Raw genomic sequence first — 23,683 nt, forward strand, 5'->3', positions numbered from 1 at the left:
CTGAATTTAAACGAAAAAAATGATTCTAGAATTTGAGTCACGAAACTCAATTCTAGACTCTAAAGAAATAGGAAAAACCATGAAATTAAGTAAATTAACCGTGGCCATATACTGTGCCACAGGGTTATACAGTTTAAGTGCCGTGGCACAAGCTCAAGACTCACAAACTGACAATACCTTATTACCGGCTGTAACGGTATCTGCTTCACCAATCCATGACCACGAAGCTTTTGAAGTACCATCGCAAATTGACAGTATTAGCGGCGACCAAAAAATGGCTCAAGACAGCGGTTCTTTAGGCAAAATGTTGGAAAGTATTCCTGGGGTCAATAACCAATCAGCAGGGGCTCAAGCAGGTAAGCCTGTTATTCGAGGTTTAACAGGTAACCGCGTTAAGGTGCTTTCTAATGGGCAAAGTACGGATTATCAAGCCTACGGCACACGCCATAATCCTAATACAGAACCGTATTTAGCAGAACGTGTTGAGGTAATTCGTGGCCCACAAAGTGTACTTTATGGTTCAGAAGCTATGGGTGGTGTGGTAAATGTGATTCAGCCTGACTTACCTTATGGTCAAGATTTTAAAGGCCAGGTTGCGGGTGAATATAACAGCAATAACCAAGAAAAAATGGTGGGAGCAAAAGTCGGTGCAGGTTCAGAGAAGTTTGCGATTAATGCTGGAGTAGCAATTCGTGAGGGAGATAACTTTACCGTTCCAAATACCTCTACTTCTCAAGGAGCAACGCCGACAAGCCCGATTAGTGATAAACCTTTATTTGTTGGTGAAGTACCTTATACCAACTTTAAAAACCGTGCAGGTAATATTGGTTTAGGTTATCAAGATGACTGGGGCAAAATTGAACTGCGTCACACACAATGGGTCTCACAGCAAAACTTCTTAGGTGTAGAGGCGGCAAGCCCAACGTCTGAGTTTGAAGCTTTAGCGACAGGGCAAAAACTGCAAAATGACGAAACTCAGTTAAGTGCTGAATTTTATACCGACAACGATTGGGTCATAAAACCAAGCTATACGCATACTCGTAATGCTCGTGAAGCGGCTCATGACTTACCGTATGAAACCATGTCTGAAGATAAAGGCAGTGATGAATATTTGGATTTATTGGTTAAACGTGATGACTATAAACTTGCTTTAGAACATCCTAAAATCGGTGATTTTGAAGGTGAAATTGGGTTTGAAGCGACTGAAAAACAGCAAGATTTACGTTCTGGTCATTTAACGCCAACGGCACATGAGAGTAAAAGATCGGTGTATGTGTTTGAAGAAGCCGATTACGACAAGTGGTTAGTACAGTTTGGTGGCCGTTATGACTGGCAAGATGTGCGTGCTCCACTTGGGGGTAGTAACACTCACTTTGTTGATTTAGGCATATTTGATGGGTCTAATAATAGCCGTCAATTTGATGTGTTTACTGGCTCTTTAGGGGCGACTTATAAAGTAGATAGCCAATGGAGTGTTGCAGGGAATATTGCTAGAGGTTTCAGAGCACCTAGCATTTTTGATTTATACGCAGGGGGTGAACACGGTGGGGTACAAGCTTATCAAATTGGTAACCCAGATCTAAAAGCAGAAACCGCGATTAATACCGATTTATCTTTGCGTTGGCAAGCTCCTAAAACCCAGATGGTGGCTACGGTTTACCAAAACTGGATAGATAACTATATCTATTTGGCAAATACTGGTTTTTACCGTTATTCAGAAGGTAATGGTGACCAAACTTTACAATTTGCTTCACAGATACCTGGAACGATTCCTGAAATGAAGGCACAACAAACTGATGCCGTGATCACTGGTTTTGAATTCAGTCTTAAACATCAATTTAACCAGGCCTGGTCAACCGACTTAGCCCTAGAGTTAATTGATGGGGTTGATACCAAAAACAACCAAGGTTTACCGTTAATGCCTGCGAATAATGCCAAAATTAATGTGCATTATCATCCGCAAGACTTTGCTGGTCTGTCAGCTCAAAAAATTACGGTTGGTTTAAAGCTGGTTGCAGAGAAAAATTCTCCAGGCCTGTATGAGCCATTCTCGCAGTTTGATAATCTACCAATTGGTACAGCCTCAACAGACGCTTACGCCTTATGGAATTTAGGTTATCAAACGCAAGTGAAACTTGATAAACAAAAGCTTTATTTGAGTGCGAGTGTGGATAATCTATTTGATACTGCTTATGTTGATTTCTTAAATACCTATAAAGGCTACACCTTGAATGCAGGTAGAAATATTCAACTAAAAGCACGTTTGGATTTTTAATATTTAAAAATATAAACGACAATTAAATCTTGTTTTAATGAGGCCTGGTGATTTGAGAAAATCCCAGGCCTTTTTTATTGTTTTCTGCTTAAAGGCATTTTAGGTTTACCAGGCCTGCTAAAATGGTCAAAATTTATTGATTTACCCTTGAAAAAGGGTATAAAAGCCCTTATTTACAAGGCAGTTAAAGAATTTAAGAGATACAAGGACATTATGAGCAAAGATTATTATGCGATTTTAGGCGTTTCTCGCAGTGCGAGTGATGCAGAAATTAAAAAAGCCTATCGTAAAATGGCTGCAAAATATCATCCCGATAAGCCAACTGGTGATGAAGCCAAGTTTAAAGAGGTTAGCGAAGCGTACGAAACTCTAAGCGATGCTGAAAAACGATCAATGTATGATCAGTTTGGTTCTGACTATCAGCAACGTGGCGCAGGTGGTTTTGGTGGCGGCCAGGGTGGTTATGGCGGTGCGGCAGATTTTAGTGATATTTTTGGTGATATGTTTGGAGGTGGCGGCTTTGGCGGTGGCCAGGGTGGTTTTGGTCAACAACAAGCTCGTCCACAGAAAGGTGAAGATCAAACGGTTAATGTTATGGTTTCACTGGTTGAGGCGGTTGAAGGCACTGAAAGAACCATTAATGTACAAACGGGGAATCCGCAATCTAGCAGTTACTCATATGACACCAAGCCAATTAAGGTGCGTATTCCTGCTGGAGTAACCCAAGATCAAAAAATTAGAGTTAAGGGAAAAGGTTTCACTGGATTTAATGGCGGGCCAAATGGTGATGTTATTATTCAGATTAAGCTTGAAAAACATCCACTGTTTAAAGTGGAAGGTAAAGATGTATTTGTAGATTTACCTGTTACTCCATGGGAGGCCGCTTTAGGGGCTAAAGTGGAGATTCCTACTTTAAAGGGTAAAATTAAAATGGCGATTGCAGCAGGTACTCAGTCAGGCACAAAATTACGTATTAAAGATCGTGGTTTGGGAGCAACGCCAGGTAATCAGTATGTGATTGTACAAATTCATACTCCGCCAGCGGCAACGGATGAAGATAAAGCTTTATATGAAAAAATGGCACAGCAAATGCCTTTTAACCCAAGGGCAGATTATTAGGTTGTATTAATTGTATTAAGTTGTATTAAATTACTTTTAATATGAGCAATATGGGTAATATGAACTAAGCAAAAAAGCCAGTGAGATTCAGTCCACTGGCTTTTTTATTGGTCATTATTATTATGTTGATAATAGCTGCCTATTTAATCTGAAAACCAGAGACAATCGATTCGAGTTCATCAGCTTCGTTGTTTACGCTTTGAGCATTAACCGATAAGGTTTCTACTAAATGAGCGTTATGCTGAGTAGATTGGTCCATATTATTAATCGCCAAATTTACTTGGCTAATGCCATTAGCCTGTTCTTTACTGGCTGAGCTAATTTCAGAAACAATATCGTTTACCTCTTGAATAGAGTGGTTAATCTCATCTAAAGAGGTGCTTGATTGATTAACTAATTGAGTACCACTTTTTATTTGGTGAACAGCGTTACCAATTAGCCCTTTAATTTCATTTGCAGCATCAGCCGAGCGGCCCGCTAGATTTCTTACTTCACCCGCCACAACCGCAAATCCACGACCTGCTTCACCAGCACGTGCGGCTTCTACTGCGGCGTTTAATGCCAATAGATTGGTTTGAAAAGCAACGCTATCAATTAAGGTAATAATATCGTTGATTTTGTTACTGGCATCTTCAATATCTTGCATGGACTGAATGGTTTTTTGCATAATTTGCACACCTTCTTGAGTGGTGTTACGAGCGTTTTCAGCCAGTTTATGTGCACGTTGTGCATTGTCGGCATTGCCTTGTACTGAAGAGGTCATTTGTTCCATTGATGCGGCAGTTTGTTCTAAAGCCGTAGCTTGTTGCTGAGTTCGGTCATTTAAGTCTGAGCTACCTAAAGAGATTTCATTTGCTCCACGTGACACAGTATGCGAGGCATCCCTAACTGACTGCACCATTTGCCCTAAATGTAAAATGGAGCTATTAAGAGCGTCTTGCAACTCTTTTAGTTCACCTTCGTGTTTGCCTTGAATGGTTTGCTGTAAATTACCTTGAGCCATCGCTTTAGCCGAGTTAGTAATTTCATCAATAGCCGATTGAATCTCTTCTAGTGAAGCGTTAACCGAGTGTTTGAGTTTGACCATATCGCCTTTTAATTCCCCCGTAACTCGATGAGAAAATACGCCTTTAGCGGCACTTTCCATAGCATCACTAATAGCATGAATGGCGTAATCCATTTGCGTTAGCGCATTATCTACCTGGCCTTTTAATTCGCCTTTTACGCTGTCATCTAAGCGTACAGAAAAATCGCCATCCGCAATGCCGTGCATGACTTTAGATAGGGCATGCATGGTATTTTCTACACTGTTTGCAGAAGCGTTGACCGAAGATTTTAATTTCTCTAAATCGCCTTGCAGTGGAGATTGAACACGTTGACTAAAGTTGCCTTCACTGATGGACTGCATCACCTCTTGTATTTCAGTAAATGACTGGTCTAAGTTACTCATAAGTTGGTTAATGGCTTGGCCAGCTTGGGCAACCTCATCATTTCCAGACACCGAATGTCTAAGAGTGAAATTGGACGTTTTTCCAATGTTTTGAATGGTTTTAACCAATTTCTGTATAGGGTTTGAAATGCTTCTGGCAACCACAAAAGCAATCAATATATTCGCCAAAATAGCAATAAGGATCGTTATCATTGCCGTGGTTAATAAACTATTTGAACTGGCTAGAGCTTCTTGTTTATCAAGCTCAACCACTAGAGCCCATTGAGTGCCTAAAGCATCAATCGGTGTATAGGCACTCATTACATCAATGCCGTTAAAACTGGTGGTTAAATCGGCTCCTGTTTGTCCTTTTAGAGCCTTCTCAACGGATGAATACTTAGCTTTGCCTGTTTGCGGTTTAGCAAAAGAATTGGTTACGCTATGTTGTCTATCTTTGGCTGAGTCGCTTCGCATTAAAAAGTCTTTACCTACAATAAAGGTGTCGCCTGATTCTCCCATACCAGAATGGTCCGTCATAATTGCATTGAGTTGGTTTGAACCAATTTGCACAACCAAAATACCAATCGTTTTGCCATCATAAACCACAGGCGTTGCCATAAATGATTCGGCAATATCGCCTGCAGGTTGGTAGCGTGCAAAATCAACAAAGGCAGTTTGGCTAGCTTTTAGGTTTTTGGCTTTTTGATAGGCCTGGTTCAGGCCAGAATCTTTAAGCGGACCAGTGGCAAGATTTACCCCAAAGTCACTGCCTTTATTTACGCTGTATAAAACACGGTCGGTATTTTGATCAATTAAATACAAATCATTAAAGTGGGCGTTACTTATAAACTTGTGGACTACATTTTGCATTGAGCTGTGAATGGCATGATAGGCCGATTTACTGCTACCTTTATTGAGTTTCCAACGTTCATTTTGGTTATGTGGATTATTAGTTAAATAATCGTTTTGCATCATTAAAGCAATATCATCAAGTTTAGAAACATAGTCTGGCTTTAAACCTAAAGATTGGTATTTGTTTTTAAGATTTTCTTGCACTTGCTTAAGGTTGGTCGTATCGGCCAAAGCTTGGTAGCCCTTGACTTGTGCAGGTAGGTAAAACATAGCTTGTAAAATAACTTGGGTATCTGCCAGGGTAACGACTTGACTAGAGAGATTATCAAAATAGCGATGAATGGAGGCTTTTTTACTGTCTCTAATGGACTCCAGCTGTTGAGTAGCTAGATTTTGTAAACCGTGGTCTGCATTTTGTATTGAGATGGCGGCAAAAATAAAAAGCGGCGTTAAACCGATGACTAAAAAGCTGGTAATAAGTTTTGGTGTGAGTTTCATTTTTGCCCCCGAACAAAATAACTGGTTTTGTTCAATAATTAACGATTAGTATTGGTATTACTCAGCAAAAGCCATACCGTATAGTTGTTATCTTCTGATTTTTTTAAAAAAAGCCATTTTGTGTCTGTTTTTGCTTAAAATGTTCAAACAAATGACTAAGGAGCATGGCAAATGAAACGTAGAGATTTTATAGGAGCAATGGCTGGTGCCACTGCGGCAACCGCTTTAACTGCTTGTGGTACAGAAGATACACCTACCCAAGCCGCTGCTGCCCCACAAAAAACGTTTAAATGGAAAATGGTCACCACTTGGCCTAAAAACTTTCCTGGATTAGGAACGGGTGCTAACAATATCGCCAAACTGATTAATGAGATGTCTGGCGGGCGTATTGAAGTTAAAGTATATGGTGCCGGTGAATTGGTTGGTGCCTTTGAAGTGTTTGATGCGGTTTCACGTGGTAATGCTCAATTAGGTCACGCTGGGGCCTATTATTGGAAAGGTAAAATTCCTTCAGCTCCGTTCTTTTCATCAGTGCCTTTTGGCTTAACAGCCCAAGAGATGAACGCCTGGTTGTTTTATGGTGGTGGTCTAGAATTGTGGGAAGAAGCTTATAAACCTTTTGGTTTAATTCCTAATGCGGGCGGTAATTCGGGTACGCAAATGGGGGGTTGGTTTAATAAAGAGATTAACTCTATAGAAGACTTAAAAGGCCTTAAGATGCGTATGCCTGGTTTTGGCGGTGAAGTCTTAAAACGTGCGGGTGGTATTCCAGTAACTTTACCAGGTGGTGAGTTATTTCCATCAATGCAGTCTGGTGCTTTAGATGCCTCTGAGTGGGTTGGCCCATATAACGATTTAGCGTTTGGTTTTTATAAAGTCGCTAAATATTACTATACACCAGGTTGGCATGAGCCAGGAACGACTATGGAATGTATGATTAATGAAGCCGCCTTTAATGAGTTGCCAGCTGACTTACAAAGTATCGTTCGTAATGCCATGAAGGTCGCTAATGCTGATATGTTGTCAGAATATACAGCACGTAATGAGCAAGCATTACAAACCTTAATTCATGAACATCATGTGGAATTAAGATACTTCCCTGATGATGTATTAAAAAAGCTTAAAGAAATATCTGAAGAAGTCATTGATGAAGAAGCGGCAAAAGATCCATTATCTGCTAAAGTTTGGGCATCGCAAAAAGCCTTTAAAGAACAAGTTATGCAATGGACGGCAGTTTCTGAACAAGCATTCTTAAGAGCTCGTTCGCTTTAATTAAAATAGACCTTCTCGTGGTCTATCAAAGCTAATTTGTTTTAAATTAAAAACCCAATTTACCCCACCCCGCAAGGGGGCATAAAGGTCTGGTGAATTGGGTTTTTTTATGCCTGTTTGTAAATTTACTGTTCAGTCTTTTTAAATCTTAATTGGTTGTAAAATAAATTCTAAAGTAAGCTACCAAGAACATTTTTTAATCCGGATTATATTGTTATAAGGAGGATTAATCTGTTGTTATAAAACCTTCCGCATAGCCATTGTCTTATATAAGCTAAAATATTGAATTCCTGAGTATTTTTCGGTGTTTTTATTTGCATTAAAAGGACTATACTGAAAGAGAAAGAGGATGGCATGTTACTCTGCTCTAATACGATTTATTTAGAGTTTATTTAGAGATAAAGGTTACAGAATGATTAACTTCTTAAAAGATATCTGTAAAGAGTCTTTTTGGTTAAAGATATTAACCTCAGGGATTTATATTGAAGATAGTCAGATTTTTTCTCGATTGCTTGTAGCTAATGCTGTTTTGTATGTTGTTGGTGTTCTAGTTGGTTTTTTTACCATTTATCATTTACTGATTACAGGTAATTATGTCATTGCGTTATTTGATGCACTAGCGTTATTTTTTGTAACGGCACTGTTAATACAATTAAGAATTAAAAAATCATTACAGATGTTTGGCCATTTTATGGCAGTGGGTACTGTGGTTATTTACTGCTTTTTTATGGGCACCACGCAGAATGAAAATATGAGTTTTATATGGGTGGTGTTTTTACCATTTTTTATCATATTGGTAAATGGTTGGAAAAAAGGGTTGTGGTATGTACTCTCTTTTTTCGCCATTATGTTTCCATTGGCTTACCTTAATATTGGTGTTTGGGATAACGGAGAATGGAATAGTGTTCACTTTTATCGGTTAGTTGCATCATTAATTCTGGCGTTAATGATTGCATTGTTAATTGATTATACAAAGGTACTTGCTCATAAACGTGAATCAGGTATGCGTCAAAAAGAATTACTGTATTTGAATGAACTTAAAATCATGTCAAGGACTGATGGATTAACTGGATTGTATAACCGCCATTACTTTAACCAAGTTTTTCAGGAAAAGATTAACGAGCTTGCACATGCTAAACATTCCCTGATGTTTTTTATTGTGGATATTGACTATTTTAAAGCCTATAACGACTACTACGGCCACCAAGCGGGTGATGAGGTTATTCAGCGGATAGCCGTTGCAATAAGAAAGTTTATTCAGCGTGAAAATGATTTGGTTTTTAGGTTGGGCGGTGAAGAATTTGGTGGTTTGTTAGATGCCCGTAAACCAGAGAAAATGGCTCAATGGTTAAAGCAGCTCTCTCAGGTTGTTGAATCACTTAAAATCAAACATGCACCAGGTGTGGGTTTACCCTTTGTTACCATTTCTGGTGGGGTAAGCACCATGAAACCAGCAAGTTCAATCACCATGGAAGAGCTATATAGAAATGCCGATAAGGCTCTGTATAAAGCAAAAAATGAAGGAAGAAATCGGTTTGTTATAGATAACCGTTATCAAACAAGTGATGGTGATAAACACCATCATGGTGAGACTCACAACCAGAAAACTCTTAAAGGAAAATAAGTATTGTTTTTTAAACAGATGAAAAATGGTTTTCAAAAATTATTTGTTAATCAAGAAATGATGTTGGAAAGGCCTTTTGATGCCTTTAGGCAACTTTTGAATGCGGCAATAATGACGGTAGTTTTAATATCGCTTTCTATTTTTGTATTGTTTCACGTTTTTGTAACGGGGCTTCACTACACGGCAATACTCAATTTTATTGCTGTATTTATTATAGCGAGCTTGCTTTTTGGGTTGTATCAAACCAAAGAAATGGGCCGAAAAGGTCATATTATGGCTTTTATGGTTATGGTGTATTTTATTCTATTCACCTACCTCAATCAGGCGGCAGAATATGGCTTGATTTGGGGATTGTTTGTGCCTTTTGTGATCATTACATTAACAGGGCTTAAAGCCGGTTTACGTTATTTACTATTGTTTTATGTCGTGATATTTAGCATGGCCATTTGGGGATTAGATGCATGGGATGATAAATATTGGACCCAAACGAGTTTAGTTCGCTTTATTTTAGCCTCAGTTATCAGTTTGTTACTTACCGTGGTTATGGATATTGCCAATACAGGGTTAAATCACCAGATTAACAAACAACGTAAAAAAGAAAAACGCTATGCTGATGAGTTAAGACGTCTATCTACTGTAGATGCATTAACTGAGTTGTATAACCGTCATTACTTTAAAGAAGTGTTAGAAAAAAAACTTAAAGAGCTTAAAGGTTCCGACTTATATTTGACGTTTTTTATTTTAGATATTGATCACTTTAAACTTTATAACGATGAGTATGGTCACTACCAAGGTGACGATGTTTTAAAGCAAGTCGCTACAGCGGTTCATAATTACATCAAACGCCAAGATGACTTAGTGTTTAGATTAGGTGGAGAAGAATTTGGCGGTCTTTTAGTGACTAATAATCCCGCGGAAACGAGTGAGTGGATTTCAAAACTAAAAGATGAAGTTGAGGCTTTACAAATACTACATTCAACAAAAGCACCAGAAAAATACGTTACCATTTCAATAGGTATTTTTTCTGCTAAGGTTGAAAGCCTAGATACTCTGAATTGTATTTATAGAATTGCCGACGATGCCTTATATCAAGCTAAAGAGCAAGGTAGAAATCAAGCCCAAATTATTTTACCCCTAGATGAAGAAGGATCTTGTGCATGAAAATTGTTGCTTACAGTGCTAAACCCTATGACAAACAGGTTCTGTGTAGAGAGTTTCATCATCAATGGGAAACCTTGTATTTAGAGGTGCCTTTAGATCTAAATACTATTGCTTATGCAAAAGATGCTGAAGTGATTTCTGCTTTTGTTAATGATCGTTTAGATGCCAAAGTTTTAACCTTGCTGGCTGAAGGTGGAACAAAGCTTATTGCCTTGCGCTGTGCAGGTTTTAATCATGTAGATTTAGAGGCCGCCAAATCTTTAGGTATTAAGGTGGTAAGAGTACCAGCCTATTCACCCTATGCAGTAGCTGAGCATACAGTGGCTTTAATGCTAGGTTTAAACCGCAAGCTGTATCGAGCTTATAACCGAGTGCGAGAGGGTAACTTCTCTTTAAACGGCATGTTGGGTTTTGATATGTATGGCAAAACTGTGGGGATTGTAGGTGCAGGTAAAATCGGCCGTTTAGTGGGTCAAATGTTGCAAGCATTTGGTTGTGAAATATTGATTTACGATCCATACACATGCGAGGCCTGTAAAGATTTAGGCATTAAGCAGGTTGAGCTTGCTGAACTGTTTACTCAGTCTGATATTATTTCTTTACACTGCCCGTTAACCCCAGAAACTAATCATCTTATTAACTTGCAAACTATCGAACAAATGAAAAATGGTGTCATGTTAATTAACACTGGCCGAGGAGCCTTAATGGACACCATGGCATTAATTGAGGGCTTAAAAAGCAAAAAAATTGGTTACTTGGGCATGGATGTATACGAAAAAGAGGGTGCTCTGTTTTTTGAAGACCACTCTTGTGAAATTATTCAAGATGATGCCTTTGAACGTTTACTGACCTTTCCAAACGTTTTAATTACCGGACACCAAGCCTACTTTACAGAAGAGGCTCTTACTCATATTGCACAAACCACTACCGCGAATATTCATGAATATATCAATAACCCAGAAACCACGAGTTGTTTAGAAAATGAGGTTACTTGTGAAACACATTAATTTGTCCTACTTGAGTCAACTAAGCACAGGTTGCAAATTACCAGCTTTAGTTATTATAGGTTTATTAAGCACCGTTTTACTCTCTGGCTGTGCCACTATTAAGTTAGGTCAGTCTTACGATAAACCGATTCAAGAACAGGTGATTGAAAAAGGTAAAAGTGATGATAAGGTGTTGATTATTAATATCAACGGCCTGTTAAGCGATAGTCCAAAAACAGGTCTGTTATCTACCGCACCTAGCTTGCTAGATTCGGTGATGATGCAGCTTAAAAAAGCGGAAAAAGACAAAAAAATTAAAGCTGTATTGCTCAAGATTAATAGTCCAGGCGGAGGGGTGACGGTAAGCGATATTTTGTACCATGAGTTAATGGCCTTTAAAGAGCGTACTCATAAAAAAATCTATGTGCAAATGATGGATGTTGCCGCATCTGGCGGGTTATATATTGCGATGGCTGCGGACCATATTCAGGCACATCCATCCACTATCACCGGATCAGTGGGGGTAATTATTATTAACGCTGATTTATCTGGCACCATGAAGAAAGTAGGGGCTGAAGTTAATGTGTATAAAACGGGTGAAAACAAAGATATGGGTTCCCCTTTTAGACAAGCGAGTGAGTCTGATAAACAGGTTTTTCAAGGCCTGGTGGATCAAATGGCCAACCGTTTTTATGAGATTGTGCAAACTAAACGTAAATTATCAGATTCACAAATGGCCGTGTTAAAAACCGCTAGAGTCTTTACCGGCGAAACGGCTGTACAAACTGGATTAATTGATTCTTTAGGGTATCTGAGTGATGCCACTAAAAAGGCCTGTAAACTTGCCGATAGCAAAGACTGTAAAGTTGTGACTTATCGTTTTACAGAAAATGCCAATGCCACCAGTTATTCACCTTCTATGCAAGCAAATAGCTCAGACCAGGCCTGGAAGATTTTAGATATTCCTATGCTAGACCAATTAAAACTTAAGTCTGGCATGTACTATTTGTATTTGCAGTAACTGTTAAAGCAGTAATGCTTAAATCTAAGTTTAAGCTTATTTACAGCTTTTTAAATCCGAGCGTTTAAACATTGCTCGGCGGTCTCGCATTTTATATGCCGCATCCACATATTGCTCTGGTTGCGGTTTAATAAAATACAAATAATCATCTTTGGCGTTAGCTGTCTGTTTATTAAAACGGCTAATATCCGCCGTACTCTCAACCCTAATTGGGGTAATCACTTTTATTTTTAGCTTTGGGTCTAAGCGATGTAATGCGGCTACGGTTCCCAAATGATTCTCGCTATGAAAACTACCATTAATGTGGACTACTTTTAAATTTGGATGATTTAACCAGGCCTGGTAAATAGATTCAGCCATGGTGTTATCACGAGTGATTTGAGCTGAATAACTGTTGTTTTTACGATTTTCAGGTAGGTGTCGCATCTCACCTAAAAAACTTGCAAATTTGTTTTTATAACCCGGTATTTCTGCAAAAGGGTGTTTGGCAATGGTGCTCTTTTCTTGTGGGGTTAGCTTGCTGATATAGTTTTGTCCTTCACGGCCAACACAACGCACAATATCTGCCGCTGCATTGGCGGCAACAACGGGCACAAACCGTTGTTTGGCAAACTCAACCAACGGACGATAACTTGCCACGTAGTTGTTCCAAGCAGGGGCTTCTTTAATGAGTTGTACTTCACCTATTTCACTGTCTAAATACTGGTTTAAAATCTCTTGCTGATCACGGTTAAACATTTCCATGCTTAAGACGATATTTTGATTTTGAAGTTCACTTTGTTGATAGAGACCCGCCAAAACTTGCATCTCTAATAAAGCAGATGCGTGATTGCCATGAAATTCACCAATAAACACAATATCGGTATCTTTTAATTCTGTGATAAGTTGTTTTAAAGAAATGGGTTGTAACTGCTGATTAACCAAATCATAGTCATAGGCTGTGGCGAGTTCTGTTTTATGAACCTCTTTTGCTTTTGGTTGATTGGCTAAAGGCGCTTTGATTGGTTGGTTGCTACAGCCAGCCAGTAAAAAAGCAATAGCGAATAAACCAAAGAAAAAGTGGCTTGGTTTGGGGATGAATTGAGTTTTATACATAGTTATCCACAGGCTGAAAAGAGCTGTTTTTATTGGTTAAACCGACTAAGGTTTATCTGTTTGTTGATTGTTAAATACGAGCAACACCAGAGTCAATAGCGGCTTGACTAATTGCCGCAGGAATCACATTAATCAATCTTGGGTCATTTGGTTTTGGCAAAATATACTCTTTACCATAGCTTAATTCTTTAAGCCCGTAACCTTCTAATACCACGGCAGGTACCGTGCTATGAGCGAGCTTTCTTAGGGCTTCTACGGCGGCAATCTGCATTGGCATATTGATTTCGGAGGCTCGGACATCTAAAGCTCCCCTAAAAATATACGGAAACCCTAAAACATTATTTACTTGGTTTGGGTAATCACTTCGTCCAGTGGCCACAATGACGTCATCACGGGTTTTGTGTGCCAAGTTGGGATCAATTTCAGGGTCAGGGTTCGCCATAGCAAAAACAATGGGGTTAGCGGCCATGGTTAATAACATATCCACCGTTAAAATATCTTTACCAGACACGCCAAAAAATACATCGGCATTTTCCATCGCTTCTGCCAAGGTTGTTTTATCGGTCTCTAAAGCAAAGGCTTCTTTATAGCGGTTTAAATTTGTACGATGGGTACTTACAATGCCTTGGCTATCTACTAATGTAATATTGGATTTTTTTGCCCCCATTGCCATGAGTAAGTTCATACAGGCAATACCTGCAGCACCAGCTCCCACGCAAACAATTCTGGCTAGCTCTAGGGTTTTATGTTGTAGTTCTAAAGCATTAATGAGACCGGCTGATGCAACAATGGCGGTGCCATGTTGGTCGTCATGAAATACCGGAATATCTAATTTAGCTTTAAGTGCTTGTTCTACTTCAAAACATTGCGGTGCGGCTATATCTTCTAAATTAATGCCACCAAATGTGGGGGCGATATTGGCTATGGTTTGAATCAGCTCTTGGGTATCATGGCAATCGACCTCAATATCAAACACATCAATATTGGCAAAACGTTTAAAGAGCATGCCTTTGCCTTCCATAACCGGTTTGCTGGCTAAAGCTCCAGTATCACCTAATCCTAAAACCGCGGTACCATTCGAGATAACTCCCACCAAGTTACCTTTGCCGGTGTAGCGATAAGCATCATTAGGATTTTTTTCAATTTCTCGTACAGGTTCTGCCACACCAGGGCTATATGCTAAGCTTAAATCACGTTGAGTTTCACAAGGTTTGGTCAGGGCTGTTTCAAGTTTTCCTGGTTTGGGTAGTTCATGATAGTGCAGGGCATCGGTACGTAAATCACTCATAGAATCCTCAAGGCTTGTAGCTTATATTTAAGTGTGGTCCTAGATTGTAAAACAAATTATAAAATAAACGAAATCACCGCTTTTTATGGTTATATATAACAGTAGAGTAGTTATAGAATATAAAGAAAGTAAATACAAAGACAATCGTTAATTAAAGGTTATATATGGAGCGATATTATTTTCAAATAGCATTAACCATTGCGTTAATAGCTGGGTACTTTTTCAGTAAATGGCTTCTAGTCGAACTCATACTAAAACTTGGCAGAGCTAAACAAGTACCAGAGATTCGTATTAAGAATGTAACCAACTATTTTATTTTGATTCTTTTTATCGTGCTGGTTCTTACCTTAATGATGGTATGGGGTGTAGATTACGCGGGCATGTTAGTGTTTTTATCTTCGGTGCTTGCAGTAATTGGTGTGGCACTCGTTGCCCAATGGTCTATCTTGAGTAATATCACTGCAGGGGTCATTGTGTTTTTTGCTTTTCCGGCACGTATTGGTGACACCGTTGAAATTGTGGATGGTGCAACTAGAATTAAAGGCACTATTACTGAAATCAATCTGTTTCAGGTGTTATTAATAGATGAAGATAATCAAGAAATTGCCTACCCAAATAACTTGGTGTTACAGCGGCCAGTCATAAAAATGGTAGAAAAAAGTAAAACAGACAATACAGAATCTATCTCTTCTTGGGCAAAACGCTCGCAATCTCGCTCTAAATAACGCTAATGCTAAGTGAATGTTTTATAAAACTAATGGGCTCTAGAACCTAAAGATGGGGAGGTTTGTGCAATTAAATAATATAGGGTTAGTTTCTATTTATCTATACCCTAGAATATTTGAATGGTTAAATATTTTTAGACCTATAAACTAATAGAATTGAAAAAGCTAAAAATGATTTATAGGGTTAAATTAAATGCAATCGGAACAAAAAGAAGATTTTTTTGTTGGCCGACAGCCAATTCTAGACGTACAGAATAATATTTATGGTTATGAATTATTATTCCGAGGCGGGTTAAACCCTAATCAGGCTGATTTTGACTCTCCTAGTCAAGCAACCGCTACTGTTATTTGTAATGCCATGATGTACATGGGGTTAAACCAGTTAATAGGCAGTGCTAAAGCCTTTATTAACTTTCCTGAAGAATTCTTTTTTGAAATGCGAGATCCGTGTTTTCATCATTCTCAAGCGGTAATAGAAATTTTAGAAACCGTTGAACCTACCGAAGAAGTCATTGAAAGTGTTACTTACTTGAAAGAGCAAGGCTATATGATTGCTTTAGATGACTTTATTTTTAGTAAGAAATTTATTCCGTTTATCAAGCTGGCAGATATTGTTAAATTTGATGTCTTGGATATTGATCCTGAAAAAATTAAACCACTCTTTCAAAAAATCAGACAGCTAAAAGACGTTATTATTCTCGCCGAACGTGTTGAAACTAAAGAAATGTATGAGCTTTGTAAAGAGGCGGGTGCAAATTTGTTTCAAGGTTACTATTTTGCCAAGCCAGAAGTGGTAACAGGTAAAAAATTGAGTGTGGCAAAAATTAATCTGCTTGAGCTTTTAGAAAAAGTGGTGGATGAATCTCTTCACCTTGATGATTTAGCTAACATCATTGAAAAAGATATTGGCTTAAGTATCAAAATAATGAAGTTAGCCAAACAGTATAAAACGCAGACTATGCCTGATTTTTCATCGCTTAAAGATGTACTTACGTTGTTTGGTTTAAAGCGAGTCCAATCGTGGGCAACCATGCTTTCTATGACGGCTGTAGAAGATGTTTTACCAGAAGTCTTTAACTTAGCTCGTTTGCGAGCTATTTTTATGCGTAACGTTGCCCAAAAATTAAAATTGCCAGCGGTAGATAGCTATTACTTAGCGGGTTTGTTTTCTATGGTTGATGTGATAGTTGGTCAAAATTTAGAAAAAGCTTTGGAGCAAATTCCTCTTAATGACAATATTAAGCAAGGTTTATTAAAGGGCGAAGGTGAGTATGGGCGATTGCTTAATACCGCAAAATCTTTTGAGATGAATGCGGCGGATGAGCATCAGGAGTATGCCTTAATTTATTTAGAAGCACTGAAAGAAGTCAATGCTTTGTCTGATATCTAGTTGTATATTCAATAACAAATCGTTTTATCTAGGAAAAGAGCCATTGTTAATGTCAATGCAGCTACCATTAATGTATTCGGGTGAACTGGTGGCTAGCCAATACATGGTTTCTGCCACTTCTTGAGCGGTAGCAAAACGACCATCAATCGTATTACTTAAAAAGGCTTGTTGGCGGTGTTGCGGAATACTATTAAGCATGTCAGTTTCAACTGGACTAGGTGCTACCGCGTTGATAATAATCTCTCCTTGAAAAAACTTAGCAAAACTTTTGGTGGCGTTAATTAACCCCGCTTTACTAATGCCATACCAAATGTCTGGATGACCAATTTGCCCCGCAATGGAAGCATTATTGACAACTCTTGGTGTGTAATTTGATGTGGTTTTTAGTTTGTCTGTAAGCAGTTGAGTTAATGTCACTGGCGATATGATATTTAATTGCAAAGAGTAATCACGATCATCGTCTGGGTAATTATCAATGGTAATTGGTTGCAGTAAACCCGCATTGTTAATTAACACATCGATCTGTTCAATTGAATCTACCAGGCCTGGTAGATTTTCAATATCGGTTAAATCAAATTCTGTGCAAGTCACTTGTGGATGATTCTGGTAATCAAAATCTTCTTGATTGCTAAAATCACGGGCAATAATTTGCACGGTATCACCGGCTTCTACAAATTTTTGGGTTAAGGCAAGGCCAATGCCTTTATTGCCGCCAGTAATTACTACATGTCTCATAATTTTGTACTCGGTTTTAATTCATTTAGACCATTCTTACCTGTAATGCTAATTGTGTAAAGGTTTCATGAAAAGCACTTATGAAAAGGTCTCTCGAATAACTTTGGTGTAAATCGCGTATAAATCTAGTGAATGTCTTAAATAATCACCTAAATATTTCACAATTGTGTGGAGTTTTATAACGAATTTGTTTGCTCATTTTGTGATTTTACCAGGCCTGGTAAATTCATATAAGACTTAGCGTTCTATGCGATAAATTAAATCAACAGAACTACTATCGTCCGCACTGTTACTTTTAATCAGTAGTTTTTGTGTGAGTTGGTAAAAAAACTGTACGGCATTATTTTGTTGGCCTGTTAGGTCTTTGGCATAGCGAACATAAAGTTTATCGGTCAAAGCACGGCCCACTAATAAATTACTGACTTTTTGGTCTTTTACATCAAAATATACATCTTCAATGCCTAAGGTACGAGTTAGGGTATTGAGTACTGGGGTATTGTTTTGAATACCTAATTTATAGAAGGCACTGAGTACTTGAGATTGATAGTTAGGTTCTTGTGATGAATCGCCAGCTCGACCAAATATAAGCAAATTGATGATTCGACCTTGTGAAGTAGATGGATCTGAATAAAAGGCAAATTGGGGTTGTGTTGCTGTGCCGGTAATATTCAGTCGTGCTGTGGTTTGATCAACCACTCTAAATAAATTCACATTTAAAGCTGGGTTGCCAATAGCACCATTAAAGCTAAAACTCGACTTTGCAATTTGTATCTGATTACGTGCATCAAGATTAATGTAACCACTCAATAATTTCACCTCTCCTAAGGCTTGTAAGTCTGGGCTATCACCTTGTTTAACAAGTTGTAGTTCGCCACCTAAAAAGGTCTCTGCATCACGCACATTGATTTTCACTTGTTTGCCAAAACCAATTTTTAGGTCATAACTTAACTGACTAATCATCTCTTGTTTTGGCACTTCATTGCCTTGTTTATCGATAATGATTTCATCATCACTGGTGGATGTGCGTTCGTGCAATGGCATCTTATCCAAATTTAAACTACTGTCGTGCAGTTGGGCAAAACCTTTGATATGGGTCGCACCTTCTAGCAAGGTAACATCAATATTAGCAGAGGTATTTAACTCGGCAAATTGCGTTTTAAGTAGTTCAATGGTGTCGGTTTTAAAGTTAGCTAAGAGTTTAGGTTGGGTCTGTAAATCTACCAGTTTTACACTTAAATCTGCATGGCGGTTATTGGTTTGAGTCCATAAACCTGTTGCATCAATGGTTTTAGGGGTGACATTGGCCGTTAAATTGATTGATTGATCACTCAAACCAAGTAGGGGTAAGTCAAGTTTTACATCTAAATTGGCTTGGGTATTGTGTTTTGGTGCGTTTAATTTTCCAGAAAGTTGGCTGTGTAATTTTAAAGCGGTTTTGTGTAGTTCCACAAATTCTAAGGCCCGTTTATTTAAAGTCCATTCATTAAGAGTGGCTGTAATATCGCCCTTTATTTTTGCATTTAACCAGGCCTGGTTAGTTTGTTTTTGACTATCGATTTGAAGATTTAAATGTCCTGTTTCATTTAGCTGAGCTTGGCTTTTTATATTGGCAGTATTGGGTGTTATTTTGGCCTGTGTTTGCCAGTTTTTAACAGAAATAGGAAACACAAAACCTTGTTCAATCAGAGTGACATCAAGTTGCGGAACGGTTAGTGATTGATTAGCAACCAGTTTGTTTTTCCAATTGGCATTCCCTTGACCATTTAATTGCCCTTTGAGTTTAATATTTGAAGTTAGCCAGGGTTCTAACCAATCAAAAATAGGCAGGGCGTGCATACTCCATTCTGCTTGAGTTGCATCACTTTTCAGGCAAAATTCTGAATTTTGAGTTGTTTGAGATGCAATGCAAAGATTGGCTATTTTAATTTGGTTAGGGCTTTTCCAATCGATATTGGTGGCTTGTTTTAATGACCAGTCACCCACGTTTGGTTGTTTGATATCAAACTGCTTTAAACGAATTGTTTGTTGGTCTAATGAAGGTTTAGTTTCATATGTGCTGGCTTGCAGGCTTAAGTTGGGGTGTGAGAGCTTGATGTCGCTTGTAAAGCCTGGTTGTGGATTAACTCCACTACTTTTTGGCTGTGCTTGTCTATCAAAAACCAGAGCTGAAAGTAATAGTTGGTTTTGGTGTAAGCCGGTTTTTTGTTGGATTTTCTGGGCATGTAAATGTAGTTCACTCTGTGCCAGTTTATGCAATGGAATTTGGGCCTTAAGGTTAAGGGTTTTAATTGAGAAGCTTTCACTTGGTTTATTTTTAGCTGCTGGCAAACGATAACCGAGTTGATTGGCATTTAATTGAACGGTTGACCAGGCCTGGTAAAATCCAGAAAGGTCTTTTTTTACGTTACCTTTTGTATCCATATTAAGGGTAATTGAACCGCTTAAAGGCTGATAAATTTGGCTTAATTGGTTCAGTTTTGCATTCAGCTTAAGTTCAAACGTTTTGGCCCATTGTCCAGATAGATTGGCTTGATTATCACCCAATACCAATCGGGCTTGTTGCAAATTACCATGAGATAAATCTTCTGCTAATGCTAGCTGAGCTTGAACGCTTCCACTGTATTTGGCGTAGTTAAGATGGGTGTTGGTAATATCAATTTTATATTTAGCGAGCGTGTTTTTTGTAACTTCTGTACTTTTGGCGACGGGATTTAATCTGGTATTTATTTGCCCAATAAACGATAGATTTTCTGGCAGGCCTGTTAAGTCAAACTGTGTAATATTAAATTGGCTCTGACGTTGAACAAAGTTGTTTAGTTTCCAGTTAAATTGGCTGGTAATCTGGTAATCATTTTCTGGGTTAATCCATTGTAAATTTAAGTGTTGAGTGGTGACATCAATATTAAACTGATTTGTGATTAGATTACCTGTGCCTTTTGCCTGCAAAGAGCCCATATCAGTCAATTGACTTTGCAATGTAAAAATCATGTTTTCGGGTTTTACATTGCTTGTTTTCGGTAAAGTCGCATTTGTAATTAACGCCGATAATGGTGCCGTTATATTAAAGTTAATTTTGGCTTTAGGGTGGTTTTTAAAACTCAGTGCTAACTGACCATTAGTGGTGAGTTTTTTTGCATCAGCATCATATTGAAGCTGAGTGTGACCTTGTGTTTGTTCTAGTTGCCATTGTGTATTCAGTTTGGCCTTAAATTCTTGCCAATGAGAGTCAAGGGCAATCTGGTTTCCTTGAAGTTTTAGCGTGTGTTGCGAGCGGCTAATGTAGGGTAATGTGGTATTAAGCTGAATGTTAACGGTATTAAGGTTTCCCTGAATTTTGCTGGTCAACTTTATGGAATTAAAAGGCGGTGATGTGGCTTCTTTTTGCCCTTTTTTAACCGTGTTTAAATCGGTTAACTCTAAGGCTAAGTTAGCAGAAAATTCATTTGAGTTAAGCAACGTAAAATCAGCGGCACTGGCTATTTTTATCTGTTGGTATTGCCCTGTTAAATCGGCAATTTTAAGCTGTTGGTTTTGCCATTCTAGGGCGGTTTTCAGTTGGTCAATTTCTTCAATAGGCTGTTGATCAATTTGTAAGTTTGCTTGATGAATTTGTAAGTCATCTATATGCACTTGTGTACTGTAGTTTTTGCTAAAAGCAAAAATTGCCGCCAGTGGGTTTTCTGTGGTGGTCGTTTGTTTTGGTTGTGTCACTGTTTTTAAGAAAGCTTTAGAAACCGTTAGTTGATCTATTTGAATACGGTTCCTTAATAAATCTTTAAGTTGCCAATGCCAGCTAATAGTATCAATTTGTAGGTTAGTCGTATCATCTTGATAATGTACATTTTTCAGTGTTAAACCATCAATTAAGCGTCCTTTAGCAGATTCAATTTGCAACTGGCCATTAGTCCAACTTGAAATATAAGGCAAAGCTTTTTGTGCGGTATTTGGGTTAAATAGTAATAAACCTAACAATACAGCTAGAGTGAGTAATATCACCAAAAACAGCCCGATTGAGCTAAGGCTAAACCAATAATAAGCACGCACGAGGGTCTTACTGAGTTGTGATTGGTTTGTGGCCTGGCTTGGGGGCTGATTTAGGCCTTGATTTGGTGTTTGGTTCTCTGGCGTGGTACTCATATATCAAACCCTAATGAGAAATGTAATCGCCAATCTTGTTGTCCTGGTTCTGATACAGGCCAGGCAATGTCCAGCTTAGCCATTCCAACTGGCGTGTAACCACGTAATCCAAAACCCGAACCTACTTTAATATCGGTAGATTCGGTTGTATCAAAAAGCTGTCCAGCATCAATAAAAGCCCCTAAACCAAAGTATTCACTGATTCGGTAATCGGTTTCTAAAGAGGTTAAAACCATATTTTTAGCCCCTTCAATGGTTCCAGTACTGGTGGGTAAACCAATAGATTCAAATGCATAACCTCTTAAGGTTTCGCCACCCAGTAAATAACGATAAGAGGCTGGTACCACTTGATTTTTGTCGGCAGCGGTTAAGGCTATTTTGGCTTTAGCATGTAGTCGCCAAAAATCCATTATGGGAAAAATACCACTGCTGGCTAATTCAATTTGAGCAAATTGAGAGTCAGAGGCAATACCGTCAAAACTGCCTCGTAACGTAGCACTATGCCGATAACCCGAAGTGGGATACGATTCATTATTAACCCATCGTGATCTAACGTTAATACCCAATAAAAGCGTTTGGACTAGCTCTTGAGGGGCGTTTTTGTAGCGATAATTTTCAGATTCAAAAGAGACAAACGGATTAAGTAACCAACTTGGTGTAGCCTGAAAATTATAGTCAGCAGTAACCGATTTTTGAGTTTTATCTAGGGTATCTGACTGCGTTGCCTCATAGCCAAAACCAATATTCCAATGTTGAACCGCAGGGCGATCACCTGGAATATGGTAGTTAAAATTAAAGTTTTGGGCACGTTCACCAAATAGGCTGTCTATTTGATAACTATGGCCTTGCTGGTTAATGAGGCGGTTTTCAAAACCAAAGAGAATACGTGCACCGGTATCGGTTCCGTATCCAATACCCGCATCGTAATGATGTTTTAGACTCTCTTCAAGTTCTACTGAAACAGGAATACGTTTATTTTTTTGTTCTGTAAATTGAGGTATTACCCGTATTGATCCAAAATAATGGCTGTCAATAAGGCTTTTCTGTAAAGCCACAATATCAGCATTTTTAAAGGTATCGCCAGGTTGAAACTCAGCAAATTTAGCTAAAAAACTGCTTTGAATTGTTTTGTTACCATGAAAATTCACCTGCCCAAATTGATAGGCTGTTTTAGTATCAAGGTATAAGTTAATATCCACCGCATGTAAGTGTGGATAAACCTTAAAGTTACGTTTAGTAAACACGGCATCCATAAAGCCTTCATTTAAGGCTAAATTATTTAATGCATTAACGGTATCGGTATAGTTTTGATGTGTAAATCGATCGCCTTTACGTAGCTTTAGCTGAAACTTTTTAAATTGTTTCCAGGCAGATAATTTTTTGCCATCACCTTCTATCACAATATTAATGTTACGAATCTTGACTGGTTTACCTAAGGTAATGGTAAAGCTGGCTAATGTTTGCTTGGCACTACGTTGGAGTCTTTTGGTTAGACTGGGTTCGTAGTAACCTAAAGCACGCAAGGTATCTAGAATTTCTTGTTCAGCGCGTTTAAATAAAAAGTCAGTTTGTGCGGGGTATTGATCACGCTTTAAGTTACCTAAAGAAATCTCACTGATTAAGCGTTCTTTTAATTTGTTATCGCCACCGCCTGTAAACTGAAGATCAACTTGCAATAAAGGATATTGAGCAGAGGGCTTATTATTGATTTCTTTGTTTGCGAGTTCTTTATTTACATAATCTTTATTTACAAGCCCTTTATCTTCGCTAATAAGTGGTTCGGACTCTGGATTTTGGGCATAGGTAAGCTGTGGCAACATTAATGTGCTGAGACAAAGTACGGTTACAGAGAGCCAAGAGATGTTCATGCGTTGCTGTGAAAAGTCGTGAGGTAAGTTAATCAAGTATACGGTGGTTAAACATATAATAAAACCTCGATATAACAAAATTCTCTCTTTTATCGAGCTAATTTTCTATTAAAGGCTAGAGCTATTTTTAGATTCTTCTTAAGATAAAAATAATACAAAAAATATGATAAAGATAATAATGATGAATTACATCGGTTTTTGGTGCAAA

15 protein-coding genes are annotated in these 23,683 nt (G+C 38.3%); 9 read left to right on the forward strand and 6 right to left on the reverse strand.

Going from position 1 to position 23,683, the window contains the following annotated elements; genetic code table 11:
- The first annotated feature begins 79 nt into the window (after positions 1–79).
- Positions 80–2,275, forward strand: coding sequence for a TonB-dependent receptor (locus tag ACORJQ_RS02930; protein ID WP_321325870.1), 2,196 nt, complete (start codon positions 80–82; stop codon positions 2,273–2,275).
- Positions 2,276–2,488: 213 nt separating this feature from the next.
- Positions 2,489–3,394 carry a DnaJ C-terminal domain-containing protein gene (locus tag ACORJQ_RS02935; RefSeq protein WP_321325871.1) on the forward strand — a complete coding sequence of 302 codons (906 nt, stop codon included), beginning with the start codon at positions 2,489–2,491 and terminating at the stop codon, positions 3,392–3,394.
- Between the two features lie 139 nt (positions 3,395–3,533).
- On the opposite strand, the gene ACORJQ_RS02940 is transcribed toward ACORJQ_RS02935, so the two are convergent.
- Positions 3,534–6,173 (reverse strand): methyl-accepting chemotaxis protein, encoded by a 2,640-nt coding sequence (locus ACORJQ_RS02940; RefSeq protein ID WP_321325872.1) that lies wholly within the window; start codon positions 6,171–6,173, stop codon positions 3,534–3,536.
- Between the two features lie 171 nt (positions 6,174–6,344).
- Here ACORJQ_RS02940 and ACORJQ_RS02945 point away from each other — a divergent pair, with 171 nt between their 5' ends.
- The 5 genes from ACORJQ_RS02945 to sppA all read left to right on the forward strand — a co-directional run bounded on the left by ACORJQ_RS02945 (position 6,345) and on the right by sppA (position 12,237).
- On the forward strand, positions 6,345–7,445 hold the full coding sequence (locus ACORJQ_RS02945; protein WP_321325874.1) for a TRAP transporter substrate-binding protein: 1,101 nt from the start codon (positions 6,345–6,347) through the stop codon (positions 7,443–7,445).
- 412 nt (positions 7,446–7,857) lie between these two features.
- Positions 7,858–9,069 (forward strand): GGDEF domain-containing protein, encoded by a 1,212-nt coding sequence (locus ACORJQ_RS02950; RefSeq protein WP_321325876.1) that lies wholly within the window; start codon positions 7,858–7,860, stop codon positions 9,067–9,069.
- A gap of 3 nt (positions 9,070–9,072) precedes the next feature.
- On the forward strand, positions 9,073–10,230 hold the full coding sequence (locus tag ACORJQ_RS02955; protein ID WP_321325877.1) for a GGDEF domain-containing protein: 1,158 nt from the start codon (positions 9,073–9,075) through the stop codon (positions 10,228–10,230).
- A complete protein-coding gene (locus ACORJQ_RS02960; RefSeq protein ID WP_321325878.1) occupies positions 10,227–11,237 on the forward strand; it encodes a 2-hydroxyacid dehydrogenase in 1,011 nt (336 codons plus the stop codon). The genes ACORJQ_RS02955 and ACORJQ_RS02960 overlap by 4 nt, the downstream gene beginning before the upstream one ends.
- On the forward strand, positions 11,224–12,237 hold the full coding sequence (sppA, locus tag ACORJQ_RS02965) for a signal peptide peptidase SppA (protein ID WP_321325880.1): 1,014 nt from the start codon (positions 11,224–11,226) through the stop codon (positions 12,235–12,237). The genes ACORJQ_RS02960 and sppA overlap by 14 nt, the downstream gene beginning before the upstream one ends.
- A 36-nt stretch (positions 12,238–12,273) precedes the next feature.
- Here the strand turns inward: sppA and ACORJQ_RS02970 are convergent, their stop codons facing one another.
- Both ACORJQ_RS02970 and ACORJQ_RS02975 read right to left on the reverse strand, forming a co-directional pair.
- Positions 12,274–13,332 (reverse strand): ChaN family lipoprotein, encoded by a 1,059-nt coding sequence (locus ACORJQ_RS02970; RefSeq protein WP_321325882.1) that lies wholly within the window; start codon positions 13,330–13,332, stop codon positions 12,274–12,276.
- A 70-nt stretch (positions 13,333–13,402) separates the two neighbouring features.
- The gene (locus tag ACORJQ_RS02975; RefSeq protein WP_321325884.1) at positions 13,403–14,620 is read right to left on the reverse strand and encodes a malic enzyme-like NAD(P)-binding protein; all 1,218 of its coding nucleotides are present in this window, start codon (positions 14,618–14,620) and stop codon (positions 13,403–13,405) included.
- A 164-nt stretch (positions 14,621–14,784) separates the two neighbouring features.
- On the opposite strand from ACORJQ_RS02975, the gene ACORJQ_RS02980 reads away from it, so the two are divergent.
- Both ACORJQ_RS02980 and ACORJQ_RS02985 read left to right on the forward strand, forming a co-directional pair.
- Positions 14,785–15,345 carry a mechanosensitive ion channel domain-containing protein gene (locus ACORJQ_RS02980; protein ID WP_321325886.1) on the forward strand — a complete coding sequence of 187 codons (561 nt, stop codon included), beginning with the start codon at positions 14,785–14,787 and terminating at the stop codon, positions 15,343–15,345.
- A gap of 193 nt (positions 15,346–15,538) precedes the next feature.
- Positions 15,539–16,735, forward strand: coding sequence for an EAL and HDOD domain-containing protein (locus ACORJQ_RS02985; protein ID WP_321325888.1), 1,197 nt, complete (start codon positions 15,539–15,541; stop codon positions 16,733–16,735).
- A gap of 24 nt (positions 16,736–16,759) precedes the next feature.
- Here ACORJQ_RS02985 and ACORJQ_RS02990 read toward each other — a convergent pair whose 3' ends face one another.
- The 3 genes from ACORJQ_RS02990 to ACORJQ_RS03000 form a co-directional block, all read right to left on the reverse strand.
- Positions 16,760–17,470 carry an SDR family oxidoreductase gene (locus ACORJQ_RS02990; protein WP_321325890.1) on the reverse strand — a complete coding sequence of 237 codons (711 nt, stop codon included), beginning with the start codon at positions 17,468–17,470 and terminating at the stop codon, positions 16,760–16,762.
- Between the two features lie 237 nt (positions 17,471–17,707).
- The gene (locus tag ACORJQ_RS02995; protein ID WP_321325892.1) at positions 17,708–21,607 is read right to left on the reverse strand and encodes a translocation/assembly module TamB domain-containing protein; all 3,900 of its coding nucleotides are present in this window, start codon (positions 21,605–21,607) and stop codon (positions 17,708–17,710) included.
- Positions 21,604–23,475 (reverse strand): autotransporter assembly complex protein TamA, encoded by a 1,872-nt coding sequence (locus ACORJQ_RS03000; protein WP_321325893.1) that lies wholly within the window; start codon positions 23,473–23,475, stop codon positions 21,604–21,606. The genes ACORJQ_RS02995 and ACORJQ_RS03000 overlap by 4 nt, the downstream gene beginning before the upstream one ends.
- Positions 23,476–23,683: the final 208 nt, after the last annotated feature.

It is taken from the genome of Thiomicrorhabdus sp., from assembly GCF_963662555.1.
In the GTDB taxonomy this organism is placed as follows: Bacteria; Pseudomonadota; Gammaproteobacteria; order Thiomicrospirales; family Thiomicrospiraceae; genus Thiomicrorhabdus.

Bases quoted from the DNA above. Each gene is read 5' to 3' on its own strand.
- ACORJQ_RS02985 (WP_321325888.1), top strand. From the start codon at position 15,539: ATGCAATCGGAACAAAAAGAAGATTTTTTTGTTGGCCGACAGCCAATT.
- ACORJQ_RS02950 (WP_321325876.1), top strand. From the start codon at position 7,858: ATGATTAACTTCTTAAAAGATATCTGTAAAGAGTCTTTTTGGTTAAAG.
- ACORJQ_RS02995 (WP_321325892.1), bottom strand. From the start codon at position 21,607: ATGAGTACCACGCCAGAGAACCAAACACCAAATCAAGGCCTAAATCAG.
- ACORJQ_RS02935 (WP_321325871.1), top strand. From the start codon at position 2,489: ATGAGCAAAGATTATTATGCGATTTTAGGCGTTTCTCGCAGTGCGAGT.
- ACORJQ_RS02945 (WP_321325874.1), top strand. From the start codon at position 6,345: ATGAAACGTAGAGATTTTATAGGAGCAATGGCTGGTGCCACTGCGGCA.
- ACORJQ_RS02980 (WP_321325886.1), top strand. From the start codon at position 14,785: ATGGAGCGATATTATTTTCAAATAGCATTAACCATTGCGTTAATAGCT.
- ACORJQ_RS02940 (WP_321325872.1), bottom strand. From the start codon at position 6,173: ATGAAACTCACACCAAAACTTATTACCAGCTTTTTAGTCATCGGTTTA.
- ACORJQ_RS02990 (WP_321325890.1), bottom strand. From the start codon at position 17,470: ATGAGACATGTAGTAATTACTGGCGGCAATAAAGGCATTGGCCTTGCC.
- ACORJQ_RS02975 (WP_321325884.1), bottom strand. From the start codon at position 14,620: ATGAGTGATTTACGTACCGATGCCCTGCACTATCATGAACTACCCAAA.
- ACORJQ_RS03000 (WP_321325893.1), bottom strand. From the start codon at position 23,475: ATGAACATCTCTTGGCTCTCTGTAACCGTACTTTGTCTCAGCACATTA.
- ACORJQ_RS02960 (WP_321325878.1), top strand. From the start codon at position 10,227: ATGAAAATTGTTGCTTACAGTGCTAAACCCTATGACAAACAGGTTCTG.
- ACORJQ_RS02970 (WP_321325882.1), bottom strand. From the start codon at position 13,332: ATGTATAAAACTCAATTCATCCCCAAACCAAGCCACTTTTTCTTTGGT.
- ACORJQ_RS02930 (WP_321325870.1), top strand. From the start codon at position 80: ATGAAATTAAGTAAATTAACCGTGGCCATATACTGTGCCACAGGGTTA.